The organism is Aeromonas sp. 600774 (assembly GCF_049175075.1).
Lineage (GTDB): Bacteria > Pseudomonadota > Gammaproteobacteria > Enterobacterales > Aeromonadaceae > Aeromonas > Aeromonas veronii_A.
Genome location: NZ_JAAKUJ010000002.1, coordinates 209,282 through 233,336 on the forward strand (window position 1 = coordinate 209,282; position 24,055 = coordinate 233,336).

18 protein-coding genes are annotated in these 24,055 nt (G+C 59.9%); 4 read left to right on the forward strand and 14 right to left on the reverse strand.

Going from position 1 to position 24,055, the window contains the following annotated elements; genetic code table 11:
* Positions 1-47: 47 nt before the first annotated feature.
* Together G5171_RS03985 and G5171_RS03990 are read left to right on the forward strand one after the other, a co-directional pair.
* Positions 48-965: an ABC transporter substrate-binding protein gene (locus tag G5171_RS03985; RefSeq protein WP_421250506.1), complete on the forward strand. Its 918-nt coding sequence runs from the start codon at positions 48-50 to the stop codon at positions 963-965.
* Positions 966-1,245: 280 nt separating this feature from the next.
* Positions 1,246-2,034, forward strand: a complete 789-nt coding sequence (locus tag G5171_RS03990; protein WP_421243909.1) for a hypothetical protein — start codon at positions 1,246-1,248, stop codon at positions 2,032-2,034.
* 91 nt (positions 2,035-2,125) lie between these two features.
* Here G5171_RS03990 and G5171_RS03995 read toward each other — a convergent pair whose 3' ends face one another.
* The 9 genes from G5171_RS03995 to G5171_RS04035 form a co-directional block, all read right to left on the reverse strand.
* On the reverse strand, positions 2,126-2,479 hold the full coding sequence (locus tag G5171_RS03995; RefSeq protein WP_421243908.1) for a copper-binding protein: 354 nt from the start codon (positions 2,477-2,479) through the stop codon (positions 2,126-2,128).
* Between the two features lie 44 nt (positions 2,480-2,523).
* A complete protein-coding gene (locus G5171_RS04000; RefSeq protein ID WP_421259865.1) occupies positions 2,524-5,652 on the reverse strand; it encodes an efflux RND transporter permease subunit in 3,129 nt (1,042 codons plus the stop codon).
* Between the two features lie 73 nt (positions 5,653-5,725).
* A complete protein-coding gene (locus tag G5171_RS04005; protein WP_421250408.1) occupies positions 5,726-7,249 on the reverse strand; it encodes an efflux RND transporter periplasmic adaptor subunit in 1,524 nt (507 codons plus the stop codon).
* Positions 7,250-7,521: 272 nt separating this feature from the next.
* Positions 7,522-7,965 carry a hypothetical protein gene (locus G5171_RS04010; RefSeq protein WP_421259880.1) on the reverse strand — a complete coding sequence of 148 codons (444 nt, stop codon included), beginning with the start codon at positions 7,963-7,965 and terminating at the stop codon, positions 7,522-7,524.
* A gap of 207 nt (positions 7,966-8,172) precedes the next feature.
* Entirely contained in the window at positions 8,173-11,283 is a 3,111-nt protein-coding gene (locus G5171_RS04015; RefSeq protein WP_421250407.1) for an efflux RND transporter permease subunit, read from the reverse strand.
* A gap of 9 nt (positions 11,284-11,292) precedes the next feature.
* Positions 11,293-12,492: an efflux RND transporter periplasmic adaptor subunit gene (locus G5171_RS04020; protein ID WP_005347258.1), complete on the reverse strand. Its 1,200-nt coding sequence runs from the start codon at positions 12,490-12,492 to the stop codon at positions 11,293-11,295.
* Positions 12,493-12,828: 336 nt separating this feature from the next.
* Positions 12,829-13,635, reverse strand: coding sequence for an exodeoxyribonuclease III (gene xthA / locus G5171_RS04025; RefSeq protein WP_216978402.1), 807 nt, complete (start codon positions 13,633-13,635; stop codon positions 12,829-12,831).
* Between the two features lie 115 nt (positions 13,636-13,750).
* The gene (locus G5171_RS04030; protein ID WP_216978403.1) at positions 13,751-14,713 is read right to left on the reverse strand and encodes an ion channel; all 963 of its coding nucleotides are present in this window, start codon (positions 14,711-14,713) and stop codon (positions 13,751-13,753) included.
* Positions 14,714-14,778: 65 nt separating this feature from the next.
* Positions 14,779-16,425 (reverse strand): tetratricopeptide repeat-containing response regulator, encoded by a 1,647-nt coding sequence (locus G5171_RS04035; protein ID WP_216978404.1) that lies wholly within the window; start codon positions 16,423-16,425, stop codon positions 14,779-14,781.
* Positions 16,426-16,720: 295 nt separating this feature from the next.
* Here G5171_RS04035 and G5171_RS04040 point away from each other — a divergent pair, with 295 nt between their 5' ends.
* The gene (locus G5171_RS04040) at positions 16,721-17,146 is read left to right on the forward strand and encodes an Hsp20/alpha crystallin family protein (RefSeq protein WP_103250619.1); all 426 of its coding nucleotides are present in this window, start codon (positions 16,721-16,723) and stop codon (positions 17,144-17,146) included.
* A gap of 61 nt (positions 17,147-17,207) precedes the next feature.
* Here the strand turns inward: G5171_RS04040 and G5171_RS04045 are convergent, their stop codons facing one another.
* A complete protein-coding gene (locus tag G5171_RS04045) occupies positions 17,208-18,263 on the reverse strand; it encodes an FAD:protein FMN transferase (RefSeq protein WP_421259866.1) in 1,056 nt (351 codons plus the stop codon).
* 329 nt (positions 18,264-18,592) lie between these two features.
* On the opposite strand from G5171_RS04045, the gene azu reads away from it, so the two are divergent.
* Positions 18,593-19,033 (forward strand): azurin, encoded by a 441-nt coding sequence (azu, locus tag G5171_RS04050; protein WP_005347250.1) that lies wholly within the window; start codon positions 18,593-18,595, stop codon positions 19,031-19,033.
* A 114-nt stretch (positions 19,034-19,147) separates the two neighbouring features.
* Here azu and G5171_RS04055 read toward each other — a convergent pair whose 3' ends face one another.
* From G5171_RS04055 to G5171_RS04070, 4 genes are all read right to left on the reverse strand, one after another.
* Positions 19,148-19,705, reverse strand: a complete 558-nt coding sequence (locus G5171_RS04055) for a HutD family protein (protein WP_421259867.1) — start codon at positions 19,703-19,705, stop codon at positions 19,148-19,150.
* Positions 19,706-19,790: 85 nt separating this feature from the next.
* The gene (locus G5171_RS04060) at positions 19,791-20,450 is read right to left on the reverse strand and encodes a YceH family protein (RefSeq protein ID WP_005347246.1); all 660 of its coding nucleotides are present in this window, start codon (positions 20,448-20,450) and stop codon (positions 19,791-19,793) included.
* Between the two features lie 138 nt (positions 20,451-20,588).
* Positions 20,589-22,727 carry a diguanylate cyclase domain-containing protein gene (locus G5171_RS04065; RefSeq protein WP_421259868.1) on the reverse strand — a complete coding sequence of 713 codons (2,139 nt, stop codon included), beginning with the start codon at positions 22,725-22,727 and terminating at the stop codon, positions 20,589-20,591.
* Positions 22,724-23,836, reverse strand: coding sequence for a sugar ABC transporter substrate-binding protein (locus G5171_RS04070; RefSeq protein ID WP_254204442.1), 1,113 nt, complete (start codon positions 23,834-23,836; stop codon positions 22,724-22,726). Before G5171_RS04070 ends, G5171_RS04065 begins: the two co-directional genes overlap by 4 nt.
* Positions 23,837-24,055: the final 219 nt, after the last annotated feature.

Consider the following 24,055-nt stretch of genomic DNA (forward strand, 5'->3'; position numbering starts at 1 on the left):
TTCACGCGGCCGATTATCCGGGCCGTGCAACGAGAAGGAGTGAGATGATGAAGCGTTTTGCCGCCCTGGCTGCAGCCATCCTGATGCTGGCTGCGCCGCTGGTTCAGGCGCAGGATATGCGTGAAGTGACTGATGCGTTTGGCCAGAAGGTGCAGGTGCCAGTCCAGCCAACGCGGGTGGTGGTGCTGAGCGAGCTTGAACTCGATAGCACCCTGACTCTGGGGCTGACCCCCATCGGCGCCGTCAATGGCCGTGGTCAACCCACTTTGCCCCGCTATTTGCTGAACAAGGCGGGCATGGGTATCCAGGTGATCGGTGATCTCGACAGCCCCAATCTGGAGTCGCTGATTGCGCTGGAGCCTGACCTTATCCTGACCGGCCAGACCCGTCCCGAGCTGCTGACCTTGCTGGGGGAGATCGCGCCGACCGTGGTGACCAGTAAGTGGGGTGAGCCATGGCAGGATAGCTTCCGCCGCACCGCCCACACCCTTAACCGCGACCAGCAAGGGGATACTTTCTTGCTGCAGTATGCCGAGCGGTTGACTCAGGCTCGCAGCAAGCTGGCCAAGCATCAGGGGGAGAGCATCAGCATAGTGCGCTGGAACCCCAAGGGGCCGAGCTTTATGTATCAGGGCACCTTTGCCAGCAGCGTAGTGGAGTCGATGGGGCTGGTACGCCCAAGCAAGCAGCAGGGTACTGGCGCACCCCACTCACCGGCGCTCAGTCTGGAGTCCCTCAATCTGCTGGATGCCGACTGGCTGGTTGTCGGCACCCTGAGCGCCACCGGTGATGCGGTGGATGCCATGCGTCAGGCGGAGCAGACCCCGGCGTTCCAGCAGCTGCCGGTGATTAAGGCCAAGCGCTTTGGCGCCGTGGACGGGTCGCTCTGGACCTCCAGCGGCGGCCCGCAGGCGGCCCTCAAGGTGATCGAGGATGTGGAGCAGTTGCTGACCACCCGCAGCTGAACGAGCGCGTTATCTCAGGGATGAAATCTGTGCGAATGAACCACAGATAGAGTATCTATCAGTGGTTCATTAAAGTGGATGTTAATTTCTTTTATTGGCTCATTCGCAAAAGAGTGCTTTCGTTTATTGATTAATGTGTGAATTGCTGCACGTTCTGGGTACGAGCCTCGCGGTATGGCTTTTGTCGCCCCCATTTTTCCGTATGGTATGAGCGTTTATTGGGTCAAGGGTTAATTGCTGCTTGTTCCCGTTAAGTGCTTGCTACCAAAGAGGAATCTAAATGAACGAGAGTCGACGTAGAGTCACCCTGGGGCTGTTGAGTACCCCCCTGGTCGCCACCCTCACCGGCTGCAACAGCAGCAATGACAGCCAGGGGAGTGCGGCGGATTTTCGCACCACCCTGACCGACCGGCTGAGCGCCGAGCTGCACGACGAGCAGACGGCCCGCCAGCTGGCCCCCTTCATCGAGGAGGCCTGCTTCAACATGACCCCGTCCCGGGTCGCTATCGACCAGGCCCACTGCGTCATCGCCTTTGCCTTCGGCAACCGCCCCAACGCCTCGGGCAACCCGGATGAACTGGCCGAGCCCGGTCCCATGAACGAGGCGCTGGCCGCCTGCTGCGCGGCCCTCTATCGGCAAAAGCCGGTGCCCATGTACGTGCAGTGGGAGATCGCCCGCTTCCTCGACTCGGCCCGCTATCCCGATATCCCGGCCCGTGATGTCATATCCATCGAGCCTTACTGGGATGATGAGGGCAAGCTGGTCTACCTCAGCACGGACGGGGTGGTGGAGGCCATCGTCAGGGATTATGCCGGTGGAGAGGCAGCCGCCCTCGGCACGGCGGCCGTTATCGGTCATCGCGACCACGTCAAACGCTGTATCATCACCTGCCGTGCCCGCAAAGTGGCGAGCCATGCCCCGGAGGGTATCGAACTGCCCGTCTGGTATGACGAGCAATCCGATCAACCCTGGACCCGTCGCCGCGACCTCTATGTGTTGCAGGACATGTCTGTTCAGTTGCTAGGGATAGCTCAGGCGAATATCGCTCAGGCTTATCCGTACGACTGAGGACGCCACTCGGCGGATGGTGCAGTAGCCGATGGTGCAGTAAAAGAAAACGGCGGGATGATCCCGCCGTCTTTTATTGAAATGACTCCGCTTACTCTTTCTGGATGGCGGTCACGGTGAGCTTGCCGGCCGGGTTCTCGGCGTGAAAGCGCACCGCATCCCCCACCTTCAGATCCTGGAGCAGGGCCGGATCTGCCACTCGAAAGACCATGGTCATGGGGGGCATCTTGAGGTTCTCGATCGCCTCGTGCTTGATGCCGACTTTGCCGCTCCCCTCATCGAGGCGGGTAATGACCCCCTTGGTCATCACCATTGCGGCCTGTTCGCTCATCTCACCCGTCTGACTCATATCGTGCCCTTCATGGTGCATCATCTCTTCGGCTTGCAGGTTGGTGTGGGTGGCAAGGCCGAGCAGCAGGGTCAGGGTCAGCGTTTTGTAGTTCATGATGGTTTCCTTATCGTTCAGTCAATATGGATCGTGAAATCGGGTTATTCGGATTGCGGGTTCGCGCCCTTGCCAAGGCTGTGACTGCGCCACAGGTAGTAGGCCGCAGGCAGCACCAGTAGGGTCAGCACCAGCGCGCTCACCATGCCGCCGATCATGGGGGCGGCGATGCGCTGCATCACCTCGGAGCCGGTGCCATGGCTCCACATGATGGGCAACAGGCCGGCGATAATGGTCACCACCGTCATCATCTTGGGGCGCAGGCGCAGGGCGGCGCCGTGGATCACCGCCTGGTGCAGCCCCGCCTTGTCCGGCTTGCCGCTGGTCACGAGGTCATCCCAGGCATGGTTGAGGTAGACCAGCATCAAGACGCCGGTCTCCACCGCCACCCCAGCCAGGGCAATAAAGCCAACACCTACGGCGACTGACAGGTTGAAGTCGAGCAGCCAGAGGGTCCAGATCCCCCCCACCACCGCCAGCGGCAAGGTGGTGAGAATGAGCAGTACCTCCTGAACGCGGCGAAAAGCCAGATAGAGCAGCAGCACGATAATGGCGACGGTTAATGGCACCACGTAGGCGAGGCGCGCCTTGGCCCGCTCCATGTACTCGTATTGGCCAGACCAGGTGAGGGCGTAGCCCGCCGGCAGCACCAGCTGTTTGTTCACCTCGGCCTTGGCCTCATCGACGAAGGAGCCGATATCGCGGCCGCGAATGTCGACGTAGACCCAGCCGTTGAGCCGCGCATTCTCACTGCGCAGCATGGGGGCTTCGTCGCTGATGTAGACCCGTGCCACGTCCGCCAACGCGATGCGCGCGCCGCTCGGGGTCACCAGCGGCAGCAGCTCGAGGCTGGCTACCGAGTCGCGATAGCTCTGGGGGTAGCGCAGGTTGATGGGGTAGCGCTCGCGCCCCTCGATGGTCTGGCCCACCTCCATGCCGCCCACTGCGGTGGCGAGCACCGCCTGCACGTCGGCGATATTGAGGCCGTAGCGGGCCGCCTTGAGTCGGTCGATGTCCACCTTCACATAGCGGCCACCGGCCACCCGCTCGGCATAGACCGATGAGGCGCCCTCCACCTTGCCGACGATTTGTTCCAGCTGCTGGCCAAGCTGCTGGATCACCTTGAGATCCGGCCCCGCAATCTTGATGCCGACCGGGGTCTTGATGCCGGTGGCCAGCATGTCGATGCGGGTCTTGATGGGGGGCACCCAGGCGTTGGTGAGGCCGGGGAAGCGGATGAGGGAGTCGAGCTCTTCTTTGAGCTTCTCCGGGGTCATGCCGGGGCGCCACTGATCGCGTGGCTTGAGCTGGATGCTGGTCTCCATCATCACCAGATCGGCGGGGTCGGTGGCCGATTCGGCGCGCCCCGCCTTGCCGAACACGTTCTGCACCTCGGGCACTGTACGAATCAGCTTGTCGGTCTGCTGCAAAATCTCCCGTGCCTTGCCCACCGAGATATTGGCCGCAGTGGTGGGCATGTACATGATGTCCCCCTCATCGAGCGGCGGTATGAACTCGGAGCCCAGGTACTTGAGCGGCCAGAAGCCCGCCACAGTCACCACGGCGGCGATGGCCAGGGTGGTTTTCGGGCGCGCCAGCACGGTCTTGAGCAGCGGCACATAGCCCTGGCTTAGCCAGCGGTTGAGCGGATTGGCTTGCTCCGCCAGCACCTTGCCACGGATAAAGTAACCCATGATCACCGGCACCAGCGTGATGGCGAGCCCGGCGGCGGCGGCCATGGCATAGGTCTTGGTATAGGCGAGGGGGTGGAACATCCGCCCCTCCTGCGCCTCCAGCGCAAACACCGGCAGGAAGCTGATGGTGATGATGAGCAGGGAGAAGAAGATGGCGGGGCCCACTTCTATGCTCGCCTCGGTGATGATCCGCCAGCGGTTCTTGTCGGTGAGCGCCTCCCGCTCCATGTGCTTGTGGACGTTCTCGATCATCACGATGGCGCCGTCCACCATGGCGCCGATGGCGATGGCGATGCCGCCGAGCGACATAATGTTGGCGTTGATCCCCTGCAGGTGCATCACGATAAAGGCGGTCAGGATGGCGATGGGCAAGGAGATGACTACCACCAGTGAGGAGCGCAGGTGGAACAGGAAGGCGAGGCAGACCAGTACCACCACGGCGAACTCCTCTACCAGCTTGCCGGAGAGGTTGTCGATGGCGCGCTGGATTAGGTCGGAGCGATCGTAGACGGTGACGATCTCCACCCCCTCTGGCAGGCTGCTTTTCAGCTGAGCCAGCCGCGCCTTGACCCCGTCGATGGTGTGCTGGGCATTCTCGCCATAGCGCATCACGATGATGCCGCCTACCACTTCCCCTTCGCCGTTGAGCTCGGCGATGCCGCGCCGCATCTGGGGACCGGTGACCACATCTGCCACATCCCCCAGCAGCAGCGGGGCGCCGCGCACAGTGGTGCCGAGCGGGATCTGCTTCAGATCCTCGACGCTCTTGAGATAGCCGTTGGAGCGCACCATGTACTCCGCTTCCGCCATCTCGATGACGGAAGCGCCTGTCTCCTGATTGCCCTGTTTGATAGCGGTCTCGATAAGGGAGAGCGGGATGCCGTAGGCGCGCAGCTTGTCCGGGTCGACCCGCACCTGATACTGGCGCACCATGCCGCCGACGGTGGCGACCTCGGAGACCCCGTTCACCGTCTGCAACTCGTACTTGAGGAACCAGTTCTGCAGCGAGGTGAGCTGGCTGAGGTCATGCTTGCCGGTTCTGTCCACCAACGCGTACTGATAGACCCAGCCCACCCCGGTGGCATCGGGGCCGAGCTGGGGGCGGGCTGAGGCGGGCAGGTTGGGCGCAACCTGGCTCAGATACTCCAGCACCCGGGCGCGGGCCCAGTAGAGGTCGGTGTTGTCGTCAAACAGCACATAGACGAAGGAGTCGCCGAAGAAGGAGTAGCCGCGCACCGTGGTGGCCCCCGGCACCGCCAGCATGGCGGTGGTGAGCGGGTAGGTGACCTGATCCTCAACTACTTGGGGCGCCTGGCCCGGATAGGAGGTCTTGATGATCACCTGCACGTCGGAGAGATCCGGCAGGGCGTCCACCGGGGTCTGTTTGACCGACCAGAGCCCCCAGGCGGTGAGCATGAGGGTCAACAGCAGCACCAGAAAGCGGTTGCCCACCGACCAGCGAATAATCGACGGAATCATGATTGAACTCCTTTCTCACCAAGTAGAGAGAGCGGAGAGCGGTTGCCTGCTAGGCAGCGAATGATGGCAGGGATCATGACTTCTTCTCCACCTCGGGCATCGCCATCTGATGCTGGCTATGGTCCATGCCTTCCATCTCATCCGACGCAGGCTTGGCGTCACCGTCAGTAGCGGTTGCCTTCTCCTGATGGATGTTGGTGACGCGGTACTCATCCCCCTCCTGCATCACCTGCAGGTGCAGGTTCTGCCCCTCGACCAGCTTGCTGATATCGACCCCGTCGGCGACGGTGAACTCCATCTCCATGGCGGGCCACTGCCACTCGGGGATGGGCTGGTGGGAGACCATCAGGGTACGTTTGGCCAGATCGATGCTTTCAACCTCGCCCTGGGTCCACACCTGAGCGGGGCGTACCGCCGTCATACGCTGGAAGTCCGAATCGATGGCCGATTCCGAGTCGAGCAGGAACTGGGCCGAGCTGACTATGCTGTCACCCGCTTCCACCCCCGCCTTGATGGCGACCTTGTCGCCAAACTGGGGGCCGAGAGTGACGGCCACCGACTTGAAGCTGCCATCCCCCAGCGCCAGCACCAGCCGATCCTGACTGCCGGTGCGGATCACCGCTTCGCTCGGTACCACCAGTTGCGGCTCTCCCTTGCCCGCCTGAATCGTCACCTTGGCGAACATGTTGGGTTTCAGAAACTCGTCCGGGTTGGCGAAGCGCAGCCGCACCTTGAGAGTGCGGGTGGCAGCATCCAGAGTCGGGTAGAGGTAATCCACCTTACCTTGCCAACTGCGACCGGGGGCATAGTCGAGGGTCATGGTGACCAGATCGCCCACCTTCAGCTGGGCCGCCTGGCGCTCGAACACCTCTGCACTCACCCACACCTGTTTGAGGGTGCTGATGTTAAAGAGCGCCGCAGCGGGCTCAACATACTGGCCTTCGCGCACCTTCAGCTCGGAGACATAGCCGCTGCTGGGGGCATAGATACGCACCGTCTCCTGCACCTGACGGGTGCGCTTGAGGGCCGCAATCTGATCCGCCGGCACCTGCAGGGACTTGAGCTTGCCCTCGGCGGCGCGCAGCAGCAGCGGGTTGGCGGTGTTGAGGGCCAGCAGGTACTCGTGCTGGGCGTTGACCAGATCCGGGGCGTAGAGCTCGTAAATCAGGCTCCCCTTGCTCACCTGCTGCCCCTCGCTCTTGATAGCGAGGGTGCGGATCCAGCCTGCCATGCGGGCGTTGACCGCCTCCAGCCTGTCCTCGTCATAGCCGACGTAGCCCACCGTCTCGATCTGCTGGTGGATGGGGAGCTTCTCCACCTTGGCGAGCCGTACCCCCAGGTTCTGCTGGATCTCGGGGCTGATGGTGACTGTGCCCGGTGAGCCGCCCTGTTTTTCCTCATAGACGGGGATAAAGTCCATCCCCATGTTGTCCTTGGCTGGGGCATCTCGCTTGTCGCGCGGATCCATGGGGTTGACCCAGTAGAGCGGCGTCTTCTCCTTGGCTGCAGTGCCAGTTGTGGTCTGTTTGGCGGCCCAGTAGCCGCCACCGGCGCTGAGGGCGAGCAGCAGGGCCGATACCAGCAGTTTCTGGCTCATCGCACACCTCCACTTAATGGCTGGGTGGCAAGGTTTTTGGCGGCGATAAGGCCGGTAACAGGGACAAGTGACATCATATCTCTTCTCTTGTGCAGGCCGCCTGATGGGAGATGGACAAGGCATCACCCGAGGTATTGGCGGCAAACGGGGCGCAGCTGTATCAGCGCGCACGGCTCCCTGTGAGCGGGCCGGTTTGGCCGGGGCACAGGGTCAGGCAAGGCGGCAGGAAACGGGCAAGCCGAGGCTTGCCACTGCCGCAAGAGAAGCGCTTTCTAGTGGCGCAGCACCGACAGCATCAGGTGTCGGCGTGGCCAGGAGGGGGGATGGGTACCACGGGAGCGCAGGAAGGGATCCCGCAACCAGTTATCAAGCAGTGACGCTGAGAAGTTGTTGCCAAGCAGCAGGGGGAAGATCAGCAGGGCGACCAGTACCCCCAGCAGAGCCATCGCGCCGAAGGAGAGGGCATTGACGCCAGTTTGCATCTGGCACTCATCACCCATGACTGACCCATCTTTTCCCTGATGGCAGGAGAAGGTCATGCCATCGCCTGGGTGATCCATGGCGGGCATCGCATGAGAGATCTCGTCATCCGCCATCACCATCGATGAATCGAACATCATCATTGGCAGGGCCCTGTTTGGGCTCGTTTCGGAGGAGAGGGGAGAACCATGCCAGCTGATGCAGAGGGTCAGATTGCACACGAGCAGCAGCGCCAGCAACAGCCGGGCCAGAGCAACGCAGGGCAATCTTGCAGCAAGCTGGATGAGTGACAAACTGGATATCCTTCTGGATCAGATGGTTGGACTGTAAACCTTGCCACAGGGATAAGGTCAAGGTGCGCTCGCAGGCATCATGAGGGGGGAAGAGATAAAAAATACCCCCGCAGATGCGGGGGTAGGGGTTATCAGCGAACAGGCTCAGCCTTACTGCTTAGCTCCTTTTTCCGAGCCTCGCATGATGAGGCGGAAGAAGAGCGGGATAAAGAAGATGGCGATAAAGGTCGCGGCCAGCATGCCGCCGATGACCGGCCAGCCAAGGGCATGACGGCTCGCCGCCCCAGCCCCGCTGGAGGTGACCAGTGGCACACAGCCGAGGATAAAGGCCAGCGAGGTCATGACTATGGGACGGAAACGCAGACGCGCCGCCTCCAGTGTCGACTCGATGAGGCTCATCCCCTCTTCGTGCTTCATCACCGCGAATTCCACGATCAGGATGGCGTTCTTGGCCGCCAGCCCGACGAGCGTCACCAGCCCGATCTGGAAGTAGACGTTGTTGGTCAGACCCACCAGCCAGGTGGCCAGCAGAGCGCCGAACAGGGCGAACGGCACGGCGGTTATCACCGCAAACGGCAGGCTCCAGCGCTCATACTGGGCGGCCAGAATGAGGAAGATCATCACAATACCGAAACCGAACGCCATGCCTGCGCTACCGGCAGAGGCCTTCTCCTGATAAGCGGAACCGGTCCACTCCAGCTTGGCATCGTTGCCAAGGGTGCTGTTGGCCACCTCTTCCAGTGCTGCGATCGCCTGACCCGAGCTGTAGCCCGGTGCCGGCTGCGCCATGATCTTGGCCGCCTGGAAGATGTTGAAACGCTCTACCAGCTCGGGGCCAGTGGCATCACGGACCGTCACCAGGCTGCTGAGCGGGATCATCTCGCCTGTGTTGGAACGCACGTAGACGTTGCGGATATCGCTCTTCTTGGCGCGGTAGTCTGCTTCGGACTGCAACTGTACCCGGTAGGTTCGCCCGAACTGGTTGAAGTCGTTGACATAGACCTGACCGAAGGTGGCCTGCATGGTGTCGAACACAGCATTGATCGGCAGCCCCAGCGCCTTGGCTTTCTCGCGATCCAGGTCGAGATAGACCTGCGGCACATTGGCACGGAATGTGGATGTGACACTGGCAAACTCGGGGCGCTCCTTGGCTACGGCGAGGAAGCGCTGTACTTCGCCCGAAAACTCCTGGGCACTGCCGGACCCACGGTTTTGCAGGTAGCCTTCCAGTCCGCCGGTGGTGGACATCCCCTGGATGGGGGGCGGGTTGAAGGAGGCAACGAAGCCGTCAGCCAGCCCCATCAGGCTCATCCCCTGCAAGGTTTTGGCCAGTTCGAAAGAGTCCTGACCAGACCCCTTGCGCTCGCTCCAGTCCTTCAGGGTAATGAAGGTGAGGCCACTGTTGCTGATGATGGCATTGGAGAGGATGTCGAAGCCCGAGAAGGTGATGACATCCTTCACATTGGGATTGGCCATGGCGATCTTGTCGAACTGATCCGCCACCGCCTGAGTCCGGCTCATGGCGGCGGCATCCGGCAGCATGACAGCTGAGATGAGGTAGCCCTGATCTTCGTTTGGTACCAGCTCGCCCGGCACTTTCAGGAAGAGACCGTAGATGGAGAGGATCAGCACGGCGATGATGGCAAAGGCGACCCCCACCCGGCGGTTCAGGAAGGCAACACCCCGTACATAGCCGCGAGTCAGCTGGTCAAATTTTTCGTTGAACCAGACGAAGAAACGGGCCGGTTTGTGGTGTCCCTCTTTCAGCAACACGGCGCACAGGGCCGGCGACAGGGTCAGTGCCACCAGACCCGAGATGGCGACCGAGACCGCAACCGTGATGGCGAACTGCTTGTACATCACACCCGTCATACCACCCATAAAGGCGACCGGCAGAAACACGGCGCAGAGCACCAGCACGATGGCGACCACCGGGCCGGAGACCTCCTGCATGGCGAGGATGGCCGCTTCCTTGGCGGAGCACTTCTTCTCGCTCATGATCCGCTCGACGTTCTCGAGCACCACGATGGCGTCATCCACCACGATACCGATGGCGAGCACCATGCCGAACAGGGTCAGCAGGTTGATGGAGAAACCGAGCACCAGCATGCCGGCGAAGGTCCCGATGAGCGACACTGGCACCGCGATACAGGGGATCAGGGTGGCGCGGAAGTTCTGCAGGAACAGGTAGACTACCACGAACACCAGCACGATCGCCTCGAACAGGGTGTGTACCACCTCTTCGATGGAGATCTTCACAAACTCTGTGGTGTCGTAAGGGATCTGGTACTCGATATCCTGCGGAAAGCGCTCCTTGAGCCGCTCCATGGTGGTGTGCACCGCATCGGCGACTGCTACGGCGTTGGCACCGGGCTGCAGATAGGTAGCGATACCGATGGCCGGTTTGCCGTTGGCGCGGGCCACCAGATCATAATCCTTGCCCCCCAGCTCGACCCGGGCGACATCGCGGACCCGGATCTTGGAGCCATCGGGCATGGAGCGGACGATGATGTTCTGGAACTCTTTCACATCTTCAAGGCGACCCTTGGTCTGCACCGTGTAGGTGAAGTCGATGGGGGTCGAGGTGGGCTGAGCGCCGATCTTGCCTGCCGCAAACTGGGTGTTCTGCTCGCGGATGGCGCTAATCACATCGCTCGGGGTGAGTTCGAGCTGTGCCAGCCGATCCGGCCGCAGCCAGATACGCATGGCATAGTCGGTACCGCCAAACAAGGTGGTATCACCGATGCCGGGAATCCGCTTGAGCTCGTCGATGATGTTGAGCAGGGCATAGTTCGACAGATAGGTGGTATCAAACGAGCCGTTCGGCGACTGGAGGGTGACCACCTGCAGGATGGAGGTCGATTTCTTCTTGACTGTGACCCCCTGCTTTTTCACCTCTTCCGGCAACTGGGCCATGGCGGCCGAGACCCGGTTGTTGACGTTGATAGTGGCCTGATCCGGATCGGTGCCGATCTCGAAGTAGACGTTGAGGTTCATCTGGCCGTTGGAGGCCGATCCCGACTGCATATAGATCATCCGCTCGACGCCGTTGATCTGCTGCTCCAGCGGTGCGGCGACAGTCTGGGAGATCACCTCGGGGGTGGCGCCCGGATAGAAGGCTGTCACCGAGACCACCGGCGGGGTGATCTGGGGGTACTGCTCGATGGGGAGCGATCGCATTGCCGCCAATCCACCCAGCACGATAATGATGGAAATCACGCTGGCGAAGATGGGACGCTCGATAAAAAACCTGGAAAACATACGAGCTCCTTACTTGGCCGCTGAGTGGCTGACCATCTTGGCAGTGATGGCTTTCATCTCGTCGGCAGAGACAGGTTTCACCACGGCACCGGGGCGGGCCTTCATCAACCCTTCGACGATGTAACGATCACCGGCATTGAGGCCACTGTCGATCAGTACCCCCTCGGCGACCACCGGGCCCAGCTTGACCGGGCGGGGCATCACCTTGTTCTCTGCATCCACCACCATCACCATGCGGTCAGCCTGAGACTGGATGATGGCGCGGGGCGGTACCACGATGGCGTTCTTGCGCAGGCCAAGATCGATGGTCATGCGGACAAACTGGCCGGGCAGCAGCACGCCATCCTTGTTGTCGAAGATGGCACGGGCCCGGATGGTGCCGGTCTGGGGATCGACCCGGTTGTCGGAGAAGTTGAGCTTGCCCGCTTCAGGGTAGACAGAGCCATCGGCCAGACGAATATGGGTGCGCCAGGTGGTGGCATCCTTCGCCTCAATCACCCCTTTCTTTACCGAGTTTTCGAAGTTGAGGCGATCCTGCTCCGAGTAGGAGAAGTTGACATAGAGCGGATCAAACTGGGTGATGGTAGTGAGCAGGCCGTTGTCGCCGCTGGTGGAGATAAGGCTCCCCTCGGACTGGGAGCTCTTGCTCGCCATGCCGTTTATGGGGGCGGTGACCTTGGTATAGCTGAGGTTGAGCTCGGCCTCCTTCACCTTGGCCTGGGCGGCCTGGTGACTGGCGATGGCAGCCTCGTAGTTGGCAATAGTATCGTCATAGTCCTTGCGACTCACTACTTGGCGTTTGAACAGCGGGATGATGCGATCCCGATCGGCGCGGGCCTTGTTGAGGCGAGCCTGCTCCTGAGCCAGGGTCCCTTTGGCCTGCTCCAGCGCCACCTTGTAGGGCTCGGGATCGATCAGAAACAGCTCCTGGCCGGCGGTAACCGGCTGACCTTCGATGTAGGTGCGCTTGAGCAGGATGCCACTGACTCGTGATCGCACATCGATCTCGCGAAAACCGGCGGTTTCACCCACCATCTCGGTGGTGAGCGGCACATCGGTCAGCTTGACCTCTGCCACCACTACGGGGACCGGCGGCAGCGCCTGAGCTCCGGCAGTTGGTTTATCACCACAGGCGGTCAGGGCACTGGCTAGAGCCAGAGCGATCCAGCCGCGTTTTAACATCTCTTCCCTGACGGATTGCACCTTCATCATCATACTCCTGTGGGATGGTGCACGATTGCCGCGCCCACCCTTTCTCTTCATGAACATGGTTAACTGCATGGTTACAAATTTAACTTATTGGATTACTGATAGTTTTTAATGATAGAGCACGAATATTGAACCCAAGCTGCTCGACAGTGAAAGTTGTCAGAACATGACGGCAGGTTGTAGACGGGGCAGCGACAGGCGATAACAGGCCAGCAGGTATCTTTCGGCGTTGTCATGGCTGGATGCGGGGCCCAAAGGAATTATAAGAAGGAAAAAGCGAGGGAAGTGGGGGCTGGGTCACAGTGGGGGCGTCAAATGCCCCCACTATCAGGTCTGTCAGGCAAAGCAGGCCCAGATGGGGGCGTGATCTGAGGGTTTCTCGATGCCGCGCAGCTCATAATCGATGCCGGTCTCGGTCACGCTGTCCTTGAGAGCATCGGAGGCCATGATGAGGTCGATGCGCAGGCCACGGTTCTCGTCAAAGCCCTTGGAGCGGTAGTCAAACCAGGAGAATCGCTCGCACTCGGTGGGGTTGGCGGCGCGGAAGGTGTCGGTGAGACCGAACCCTTTCAGCCGCTCCATCCACTCCCGCTCGATGGGCAGGAAGGAGCACTTGCCATCCCGCAGCCAGCGCTTGCGGTTCGCTTCGCCGATACCGATGTCGAGATCGGTGGGGGAGATATTCATATCTCCGATCAGCACCAGCTGGTCGTCCGGGGTGTGGTTGGTCTCGAGATAGTGCTGCAGATCCTCGTAGAACTTCTGCTTGGCCGGGAACTTGGTCTCGTGATCCTGGCTTTCACCCTGCGGGAAGTAGCCGTTCATTACCTTGATGAGGGAGCCGTCTTCGCGCTCGAAGGTGGCCATGATCATCCGGCGCTGGGCCTCTTCGTCATCGGTGGGGAAGCCTTTCTCCACCTTGACCGGTTTCTGCTTGCTCATGATGGCGACCCCGTAGTGAGCCTTCTGGCCGTGAAACGCTACGTGATAGCCCATGGCCTCCACATCGGCCAGCGGGAAGGCCTCGTCATGGACCTTGATTTCCTGCAGGCCGATCACATCGGGCTGGTGCTTGTCGATGATGGCTTGCAACTGGTGCAGACGGGCGCGCAGGCCGTTGATATTGAAAGAGATGATCTTCATGTCCGGGATGCTCATGTCATTTTTATAAGTCGCTATTGGACTAGGAATCGGCGGTGGATGCAAGTTTGGCCGCGGGCCTGCATCAGTGGCAGGCACCGCGGGGTGGGCAGAGGTGTCAGCGGGTCATCTTTTTGACGAATACCACCACAAACAGCGCCAGTGTGAAGCTGCCGGTGAAGGCTTCAAAGGCGGCAAAGATCCTGGAAAGCCCGACCGGAGTGAAGTCGCCATAACCCAGGGTGGTGAAGGTGACCACGCTGTAGTAGAGGCACTCCAGCAGGAAGATGGCGTTCTCTTCAAGAGAGGCTTCTGGTCGGTATATCAGATGATTGCCCGCGAAGTTAAGGCCGCAGAAGAAGTAAAAAATGCTGCAGATAAAGATGAGCAGCAACGAGAAGAGCACCACCCGCATCGGAGCCTCGCCATAGCCGCAGAAGAGATCGACCACCCAGGAGGTGAAGCGCTGGGTCGACCAGAACGGCAGTTGCAGGCGACGCATGGTGAGCTCTTGCTGGATATAGTTGCCGGACATGGTGAAGATCCCCTGCGCCTCGGAGGCTTTGCGCAGATCCCGGTAGGTCTCTTCCGCCTCCTTGAACCAGATGCGCGCCTGTTTGGGATCCCGTTCACGGCGCCCCTTGCGATCCTGCATCACCCGTTTGCCGGTCTGCATGTTGTCGAGCCGGGTGTTGTGCCAGCGGATGCCGAGCAGATTGACGTCATCGAGGGTGGCGCACTGGAGGTTGGCATCACTGAGATCGGCCTTCATCAGGCTGCCCCCTTTCATGCGCAGGCCGTAGAGGTGACCCCCGCGCAGGTTGGCGCGATAGAGGTTGCACTGCTCCAGCAAGAATCCCTGATCGGACTCCTTGTTGACCAGATTGAGGCCAGCCAGATTGGCCCGTGACAGCTGCAGGCCGTGGCAGAGTCCGCCAGCGCGAACGTATTGTTCGAGCGCCTCGGCGGTGCGGGCTTCCTGATGAGGTCCATGGGGATCATGCCACTTGCAAAGATCGTGCTCGCCAGCTTCTTCACTGCAGTGGCGGCCATCGGCCACCAGATAACGACACATCGCCATCTTCGCTTCCCTCGCATTACCGTACTGGTTTCAGCATAGGCGGGAAAAGGGGGCGTGACGGCGTCTTAGTTGAACTGGTTAAACTCCTGACGCAGCTTGCGAAAACGCTCCTGCTGAGCCGGGTTGAGGGGGATGCCGTCGAGCACGTCCAGGGTCTCTTTGCACTCGATACCAAACTCCGGGCTTTTGCGGTTTTTCTGCATCAGTTGCAGCAACACCTGGATCTTGTTGAGGGCGGCACCGGTATTGGCGGGGGCCCGGCGCAGCGCCTCGCGAAAGTGACCGAGCGCCTGTTCCAGCTCGCCGCTCTGATAGGCCTTGATCCCCAGATCGTTGAGCTGCTGGTAGCGCTGACGCCGCTCCAGCACCGTTTTATCATCACGGGTTGCCTGAATGCAGGTAGTAAGCAGCCGGTCTTCATCCTTTGCCAGCAGTCCCTGCAGGCTCTCGGCATATTCGAACTCGCCGAGCTGGTAGAGGGCGAGGATTGTTTCGCCAAGCAGGGCAGGGGGCATGGTGGCCGGTTCATCAAGCCAGTTCTGGTTGGCGCGATAGAGCATCTTCTTGCCCTTGAGCAGCTCGCCCAGCGCAATTTGCACTCGGGCCTGACAGATTTGCTCGAATACCGGGTAGTTGAACTCCGACATCATCAGCGAATCACGGATGCGCGACAGGGCCGAGTTGACCTGCTTTTGCAGGTTAGCGATATGATAGCTGTCGTTGCTGTTGAGGGCGTAGAGGGTCAGGGTCTGGATATAGGCACCCAGATAGTGGGGGGTTCGGTGGATCGAGTTACGCGACAGATCGATCAGCGACAGCAGCACATCCTTGGCCTGAGCGTAGTCGTGGCGTAGCAGGCACACTTCCGCCAGCCGACGGGAGAGCTGCACCGACTGGGGGGATATATCCACCGCTCGTCTAAGTTCTTGTTGTGCCAGTTCATCGTTGCCGAGGGCGAGTTGGGATTCCGCCAGCCAGAGGTGTGCTTCCACCATCAGCGGGGTATTTTTGAGGGTCGCCTGCAGATGGCTGACCGCTTCTTCATGAAGTCCCAAGGTATTGCACGCCTTGCCCAGCGTCAGGCGGGCCCAGCTGTTCTCCTGCCCGGCCAGCAGCTGGCGCATCAGGGCGCGTGCTTCTTGTGCCTGACCCAGCTTGAGGTGAGTATCAGCTTGCAGGCAGCGGCAGTAGTTGGCAAAACGGGGGACAGCATCAGCCCGCTCGGCACAGGCGGTAATGAGGGTCGCCAGATTGTTATCAGCCAGCGCAGTAAAGACGCTGGCCAGGGCGTTGCGCCGGGCGAGGGCCCGCTTGAGGCGAAACGAGAACTGCTCCTGGGAGAAGGGCTTCATCAGGTATTCGTCGGGCTCGGCTTCCAGCGCGCTCAGCACCATGGCGCGAGAGCTGTCGCCACTCACCATGATCACCACGCTCTGGGGCGGAATGAGCTTCTGATCCCGCAGGCTCTCCAGCAGCTGCCGCCCGTTCTCGCCAATCCCCAGATCGTAATCAATGAGATAGATATCGAAGCTGCCCTTCTGGCAGCGGCGTCGCGCATCCTCGGCGGTATTGGAGTAGGTGATGTTGCTGATACCCAGATTGAGCAGCATCGCCTTCATCATCACCTGAAACGAGCGCTGCTCATTGACCATCAGAATGCGTTGTGGCTTGGCAGGGCTCTTCTTTTCTGACGCGTTTTCCGGTGTCTGCATTGTTCTGGGTCGAGGCGCTACGGGTTGATGGGAGAAAGTGTGCCACCAAAGCGTGTCAAGTGGCAATCAATGTGCTTTTGTCACGCAACTTTCAGTTTCCATGTCACGCTCTGTGCCTGGTGGCCAGGGCGATGTGGTTGATCCATATCAAATAAAGCTCAGATGGGGTGGCAGCACGCGGCACACTTTTTAGACTGATAGAGGGGGCAACGACAAGCCCCGGTCACATATAGGCCCCATCAGGCAGGTATCAGGGCCTGCCTCTGTTAGTCCATGAATCACGGAGGGATCAGAGATGAGTTTGCTACCAAGCCGTACCAGTCTGTTCGATGACCTGTTTCGCGATATGGCGTCCGGCTTCTATATTCGCCCCTTGCACGGGGACCCCTTGCCGAGCCAGATCAGGCTGGATTTGAAGGAGAGTGATGGCAACTATGTGCTGCAAGCCGAGTTGCCGGGGGTTGCCAAAGAGGACATCCATGTGGATATCCATGGTAAACAGGTGACGCTGAAAGCGGAGATCCGCCAGTTTGACAGCCAGAACAAGGATGAGCGAACACTGCGCAGTGAACGCTATTTTGGCAGTGTTTCACGCACTCTGGAGTTGCCGGTCGAGGTGGCGCTGGACAAGGTCAGCGCCAGGTTCGAGAACGGTATCCTCACGTTGCAACTGCCCAAGCAGGTGGAAACGCCAGCCCCTCACCGGGTGACCATCGAATAGCCCGTGACAAGTTCATCATCAACCGTAATGAGAAGGCCCCGTTATCGGGGCCTTCTGTTTATCAGTGCTTTTCTGTCGGTTGCTTCGCCAGATAGTGGGCGAATTGGGGCGTGTACTTGGCCTTGAACCCCTGCTCGGTCTTGATGATGAGATAGGCCGCCAGCTGGTGCTGCTTGGCAAATGCCATCCCCACTTCGGGCCCCATCACCATCAGCGCGGTATCGAGGGCGTCGGCCTCCAGCGCGGTCGGGGTGATCACGCTGGCGGAGACCAGCTTGTGGGTGACCGGCTGGCCGGTGGCGGGGTCGATGATATGGGAGTAACGCTGTCCATCTATCTCGTAGTAGTTGCGATAGCTGCCTGCGGTGCTGAGCGCCATACCGTTGGGGATGACGATATCGGAAAACGCTCCCGGCTGATCGGAAGGTTCGACGATGGCCACTCTCCACGGTGAACGCTTGCTGTTGTTGCCCTTGCTGCGTACCGCACCGGCCACTTCGATCAGGTAGTTGTGTACCCCCTTGCCCTCGAGCAGGGCGGCGATTTCATCCGATGCAGCCCCTTCGCCCAGGGTGGAGAGGTCGAGATAGAGATCCGGGATCGTTTTTTCGAGCAGGAAGTGATCCCCTTGCGGGGTCAGGGTCAGCTTGTCGATGCCCACCTTGTGGCGGGCGGCGGCGATGGCCGCCCCATCGGGTCGCTTGACCGGGCGTTTGTCCGGGCCAAAGCCCCACAGATTGACCAGAGGCCCCACGGTCACATCCAGCTTGCCATCGGTCAGCTTACCGGCATCAATCCCCTGCTGGACTATGATGGCCATGGCGGGCGGGATGGCAAACGGAGTATTGGCGGGCCCCTGATTGAATCGGGAGATGAGGGAGTCGGGATCGTAGGTGGAGATCTCCTTGTTCATCCGGGCCAGCAGACTCTCTACATCGCTTTTGAGGGAGGGCTCCCCACCGGGGTAGCTATCGCTCAGGGTCACCACATAGTAGGTGCCCATGGTCTTGCCCTGAATACGGGTCTGGGCTGGCGGGGTCGGCTGGCAGCCGGTCAGCGCCAGCAGCAGGGTCAGCAGCAGGCCGCGCAGGGCCGCCACGGGGGTCATCGCAATCATCCGGCGCTCTCATCTGGAGAAGGTTCATATCGGGGCGCTAGCTTAGCCAAGGGGCGCTCGCCGGGCGAGCCCTGATAGGGGCAATCGGGGGGAAAAGAGCAGAAAAAATTAAACAGTTTTGAACCTGTTGCTGTAGCGGGTCGTATCGTCCATCCGTGATGGGAGATAGTGGCGAGTAGAGCACCGTCTGGTGACCTGGCCCGCAGCTTTGGCCAAAACCCATCGCCGATTGAAAACAATTGAGTAAAATGAAGGTCGATTTAGACGGCATCTTTGCGAAGCATATACGCCACGCTGTTGCCATCCATTGCCAATCAAAGGAGAAGATGATGAAAAAGGCGATTACCCTGCTGTTTCTGAGTACTCTGGCTGCCCCGGTTCTGGCCGATGAGTGCGCACTGGTCATCGAAGGCAATGATGCCATGCAGTACAACCTCAAAGAGATGAGCGTTCCGGCCACCTGCAAGGAGGTGACGGTCACTCTGAACCATACCGGCAAGCTGCCTGTGACCGCCATGGGCCATAACTGGGTGCTGGCCAGCACCGCAGACTATCAGACTGTGGCGACGGCGGGGATGAGCGCCGGGGCCGAGAACGGCTATCTGCCCAAGGATGATCCCCGCGTGCTGGCGCATACCAAGCTGATCGGCGGTGGCGAGAGCAGCAGCGTCACCTTCAAGACCGACGGTCTGGCGGGCAAGGATCTCACCTTCTTCTGCTCCTTCCCCGGCCACTTCGCCATGATGAAGGGCGCCTTCAAGGTTAACTAAGGTGCTGACCGGCATTGAGCCGGTTGCCTCAATAGAAAAAGCCGGGATTTCCCGGCTTTTTCATATCTGTCGCTTGTTGTGGTGTGGCATGACTATACATTGCTGACTTTCGTGCTATTTGGCCTGCAGGGTAAAGAAGGCGATGGCGCTCTTCTTCTGGCATTCGAAGTGAATGCTCTCTTCACCGGTGACCACCAGCGTCTCGTTGATGGCCACCTCTTTGTCCTGCACGGTCAGCTGGCCGCTCAGCAGGTGACAGAGGTAAGTCTTCTCCGGCTCGAGGGTAAGGGTCAGCGGGAAGGGGAGGTTCAGCACCCGCACGTTGGCGCTGATGCGATCCGGATGGTAGATAAGCCCGAGATCGGTCACCTCTTTTTTCAGCAACTCGCAGTGGATCTCCTCATCGCCGCTAAAGTGCGCCGCCTCGAAGGTAGCGTAGGGGTGGCCGTTGAGTACAAAGCCTGCCCCGCTCACCGGCAGCAAAATGCGCTGGTAGCCGGGAAAGGGGGAGAAGGGACCTGCGCTTTTGATGGGGGCCGAGCTCAGTCGATAGTCAAAGTCGAGTTTGGCGAGGCTCGTCCCTTTGGGGGAGATGAGGATCTGGCTGGTGGTGCCCCGCTGGTTCTTCCAGGGCATCTTCTGGTGGTCAGACTCTTTAATCAGGGTGATCACGGGCACTTCCTCACGATAAAAAAACGCAGGGAGCCGGGGACATCAGCCCCGGCTCCCTGATAGAGATGGGCGATGGTAAGGGCGATCAGCCCTGACCATCCAGTGCAGCCAGTCGTGCTTCTATGGCGGCGAGACGGCTCTTGAGCTCGCTTACTTCCTGCTCCAGCTCGCTCAGGCGGTCGGCGGCCGGGGAGGCATAGGCAGCCGCAGGGGTGGCATCCATCATCGCCTGGATATCCACCTCCCCGCTGAACAGGTGGGCGTAGCGGGATTCGCGCTTGCCCGGCTCACGTGGCAGTTTGACCACGTAAGGGCCACGTTCGATGAGGCGATTGAGTACGGCATCTACCTCGGTCACGTCATCAAAACTGCAGAGGCGATTGGTGCGCGAACGCAGCTCCCCCGGGGTTTGCGGGCCGCGCAGCAGCAACTCGCAGATGATGCCGAGTTCCTGCGCATCGAATTTCAGTTCACCAAACTCGGTGTTGCAGAATCTGTGCTGGTAGCGGGGTACCCGGGCATTGAAACCTGCCGTGTTGACTACCAGGCGTCGGCGGATCAGCTCGTCCACCACGGCGCGGATATCGAGTTCGGCCAGATCCAGTACCGGCTCACGGTTACTCTTCTGGTTGCAAGCATTGACCAGTGCATTAAGGGAGAGGGGATATTGATCCGGGGTGCAGATCTCTTTTTCAATCAGACACCCGATGACACGGGCCTCCAGCGGGCCAAGTACTAACTCCATTTCCTACTCCCTATCAAGTCGCGATATCAAGAGCCCCTATCTTAGTCATGGTCTGCGCCGCGTCTAGCGTTGCGCACCATTTTTGCGAGCTAATCAGGGGGTTGGCGAAAGGCTCGCCAACGCCGGAGGTCACCGCTTTTAGCGTTGCCCCTGATAGAAGCGGGCTTTGTCGGCATACATGGCGTCGTCCGCCACCCGGCTCAGCTCTGCCAACGGGGTCTGGTCGCTACTGCTCCAGCCGATGGCGAAACGCAGCGGGAATCTGTGCTCCCCATGTTGCACGATGGCGTGCTGCTGGCTTGCCTCCAGTCTGCCTGCCAGCTGTTGGCAGGCAAGGTGATCCGCCTCCGCCAGTAGCACGAATTCGTCTCCTCCCATTCTGAATATGCTCTCATTCTGTCGGCACAGCGTGCGCAGTAGTCGTGCCATCTGGATCAGCAGGGCGTCGCCCGCCTCGTGCCCATACTGGTCGTTGGTGCGTTTGAGGCCGTTAAGGTCGAGCATGAAGAGCGCGAGGTGACGTTCCGGATGGCGCGCAAGCACCGTCTGATAGTGATGAAACGCCTCTTCGAACGCCTGTCGGTTGGGGAGGCCGGTGAGGTTATCAGTGCGAGCGACCCGCGCCAGCTCGTCGGTGAAGAGGCGCCCCTCGATGCCTACCGCCAGCTGTTTGGCAAACAACCGCAAGATGGCCCTGTCTTCGGACTCCAGCCCCTCGGCGCTCACCATGAGATAACCAAACAGCACACCACTCTGGCTGCCGGGTAGGGTCATGATCTTCCAGGAGGCATTATCCCACTGGCATTCGGAGTGTTTAACCTCCTCATCCATCAGTTGGGTCAGTTTCTCCTGCAGGGGATCACGCAAGGGGGCATCGACCCCCTGGGTCAGGGAGTAGTGGGGCTCGCCATCGCGGCGGATCACCAGCCCCCAGCGGTGGCCGGGATAGAGCTGGGAGAGCTGCAACAGGGCGGAGCTGGCCAGCTCGGCAATATCGATATCCAGCTGCTGGTGCAGACCGAACTGCAACCATGATTGCAGGATATGGCGGCTGCGCTCCTCCCGGCTCAGGGCCGAGCGCAGGGCGGTCGTTTGCGAGGCGACCTCTTGCTCCAGTTCATCGTTGAAGCCGAGCAGCCGCTGATTGAAGGCCTCTTTCTCGCTGTTGGCCTGCTGCAGCTGTTCATTCTGTTGATAGAGCGCTCTTACCTGGGCAGAGATGGTATAGGCCATCTCCTGCAGCAGCCGACGCACCTCATCGTATTCCACAAAGCGCAGCGGTGCTTGCTGTTGCTGGTAGTTGCCCTTGCCGTAACTGCGCACCAGGGCTGCCAGCGAGCGCAGCGGTCGGGTGAGCCAGCGGGTAAGCCAGATACAGCCGATGGCCACCAGCAGCAACATGACGGCGATGCTGACGGTCAACAACTGCTGAGATTTGTTTAGCTCGCTCACCCTGTCATCGCTGTAGCTGTAGAGGGTGATGGTTGGGGTGATGGTCTCTTCCAGTTGTGGCCAGCCGATGGTCAAGAGCTGTGCCATCTGGCTGGGTACCCGGTCGTTCATATCTTTGGTGTTGTTGTGTGAGCCTTCATAGAGACGGGTATCTCCTTGTGAAATCACCAGATACTCGCTCCCCTTCAGATAGGGTTCCAGCAGTTGGGCCATCTGCCTCCAGGGGAGGATGGCCATCACAAAGCCCGCTGGGGTCTGCATCACCCCGGCCCTCTGATGATTGCGATAGATGGGGGCCACCAGCGCCAACCCGCCACTGCGATCCTGTTCCATATCGCCGATCAGCAAGGGATCATCCACAGGCATCAGCAAATGCTTGCCCTGTTTGGCTTCCCGCGTCTCGCTCCATGCCATCAGCTGTGGCATCAGGGTACTCGATTCAAGGTAAGAGGCTCGGCCGTTGATGTACTCTACTACCCGACCCTGATCATCGATCAGGTAGGCTGAGGTCAGCAGACTGTTGGACTTGATAAAGGCCGCCAGCGCCAGGCGGGCATGACTGGAGAAGAGAAAATTCTCGAGTGCCTGATTAAGCACCCGATCGTTGCTGAGTTGTTGAAGCTGGGTTCCGATCAATTCGCTGCGAAAGCGTGCCTCACGGGTCATGCTGGTGAGGGCTCGCTCCAGTTGGGATTGTTCGCTCTGGGCAATGATCTGGTGTTGACGAGCCAGCAATATGCCGCTTACCAGCAGCGCTGGCAGCAGGGCTGCGGTGAACAGTATGACGATGAGCGTAGGACCGAGACGAAAGGTGCGGTGGCTCATTTTGACTTGACCTGCTGGTATTGCTGATCGGCCAGTTGCTGCATATAGCGAGCTGCTTCAGCGGCACTGCTTCCCTCCTTGAAACGCTCGAACCCCTTGTCCATCGCCTGCCAGGCAATGGACATGGCGCTCTCTGAAGGCATGGGTGTACTGAGGGTGAACTGTTCCAGCAGCACCTTTTCGTGCAGGGCGGGGTATTGGTTGATAGCGGAAAAAGCCCGCTGGTTGATTGGTAACAGCGAACCCTGTCGATAGATCAATTGCTGAATATCGTCCCGCTGGATAAAGGCCATCAGGGCTTTGATGACGGTCTGACGTTCTTCATCTGCCATTGCCCAACGAGATACACTCAGGACGTAGGCGCCGCTCATGGAGTGCATCGGGCGATCTTCCCAGTGAGGCAGCATGGCAACCCCAAGCTGTTCTCCCATGTTTTTCACCAGGTCATTGAAGGCCCAGTCCCCGTTGACAAGATAGGCACTCTTGCCGTCGTTGAAATTGGCGAGAGCGGTATCATAGTCGCACTCGGGATCGCCCCACTTCTCTCTGGCGACCGTACGGTACGCTTCCAGTGCCTGAATCATGGCCGGCGTGTCGAGTGTGATGCGCCCTTCGGTCACTGGCGAGCCACCAAAAGTGAGCAGAAATGCTGCAAAGTAGTACATGTCGTGGTAGGGCCAGCTGACGGGCTGGATCCCCTTGGCCTTGAGGGCCGGAGTGATGGCTGCCAGTTGCTGCCATTGGGTCACCGGTGTTGAGACCAGCGCCTTATTGTAAAACAGCATCAGATGGTTGCCCTGCATCATGGGCATGCCCCAGCGTTGCTGATCCAGGGTGACATATTGCAGAGCACTGCTCATCAGTGCAGATGAGAACCATCCGGTTGGCAGGGGGGCGAGGGACATCTGTCGGTAGAGGCCGATAAAGTCGGACGGGATCAGCATCAAGTCGGGCAGCCCCCTGGCTTGCGCAGCCAGCAGGATGTCTGCCTTGATCTTGCCGGGCTCGATCTGGGTGACGTGAACCTTGTGATTGCCTTCCTGATTGAATCGCGTGATCACGTCGTCGATCACATATCCGGCCTGCTGGGAGTGCCACAACTCCAGCACTGGCTCCTGGGCTCGCAGTGGCTGGAGGCCAGATAAGATGCAAAGCAGTAAAAGATGATAAAAAACGCGATTTATGGTCATGTTACCATCACATCTGTGCCTTGAATCCAAAATGAAAAATGTAACAAACAACCGCTACTGTCGGTAGTGTGGCGGATCAACTAATTGACTAAAACAATAAAAAGCCCGGCGCTTGGGCCGGGCTGAGGGATAAATTGC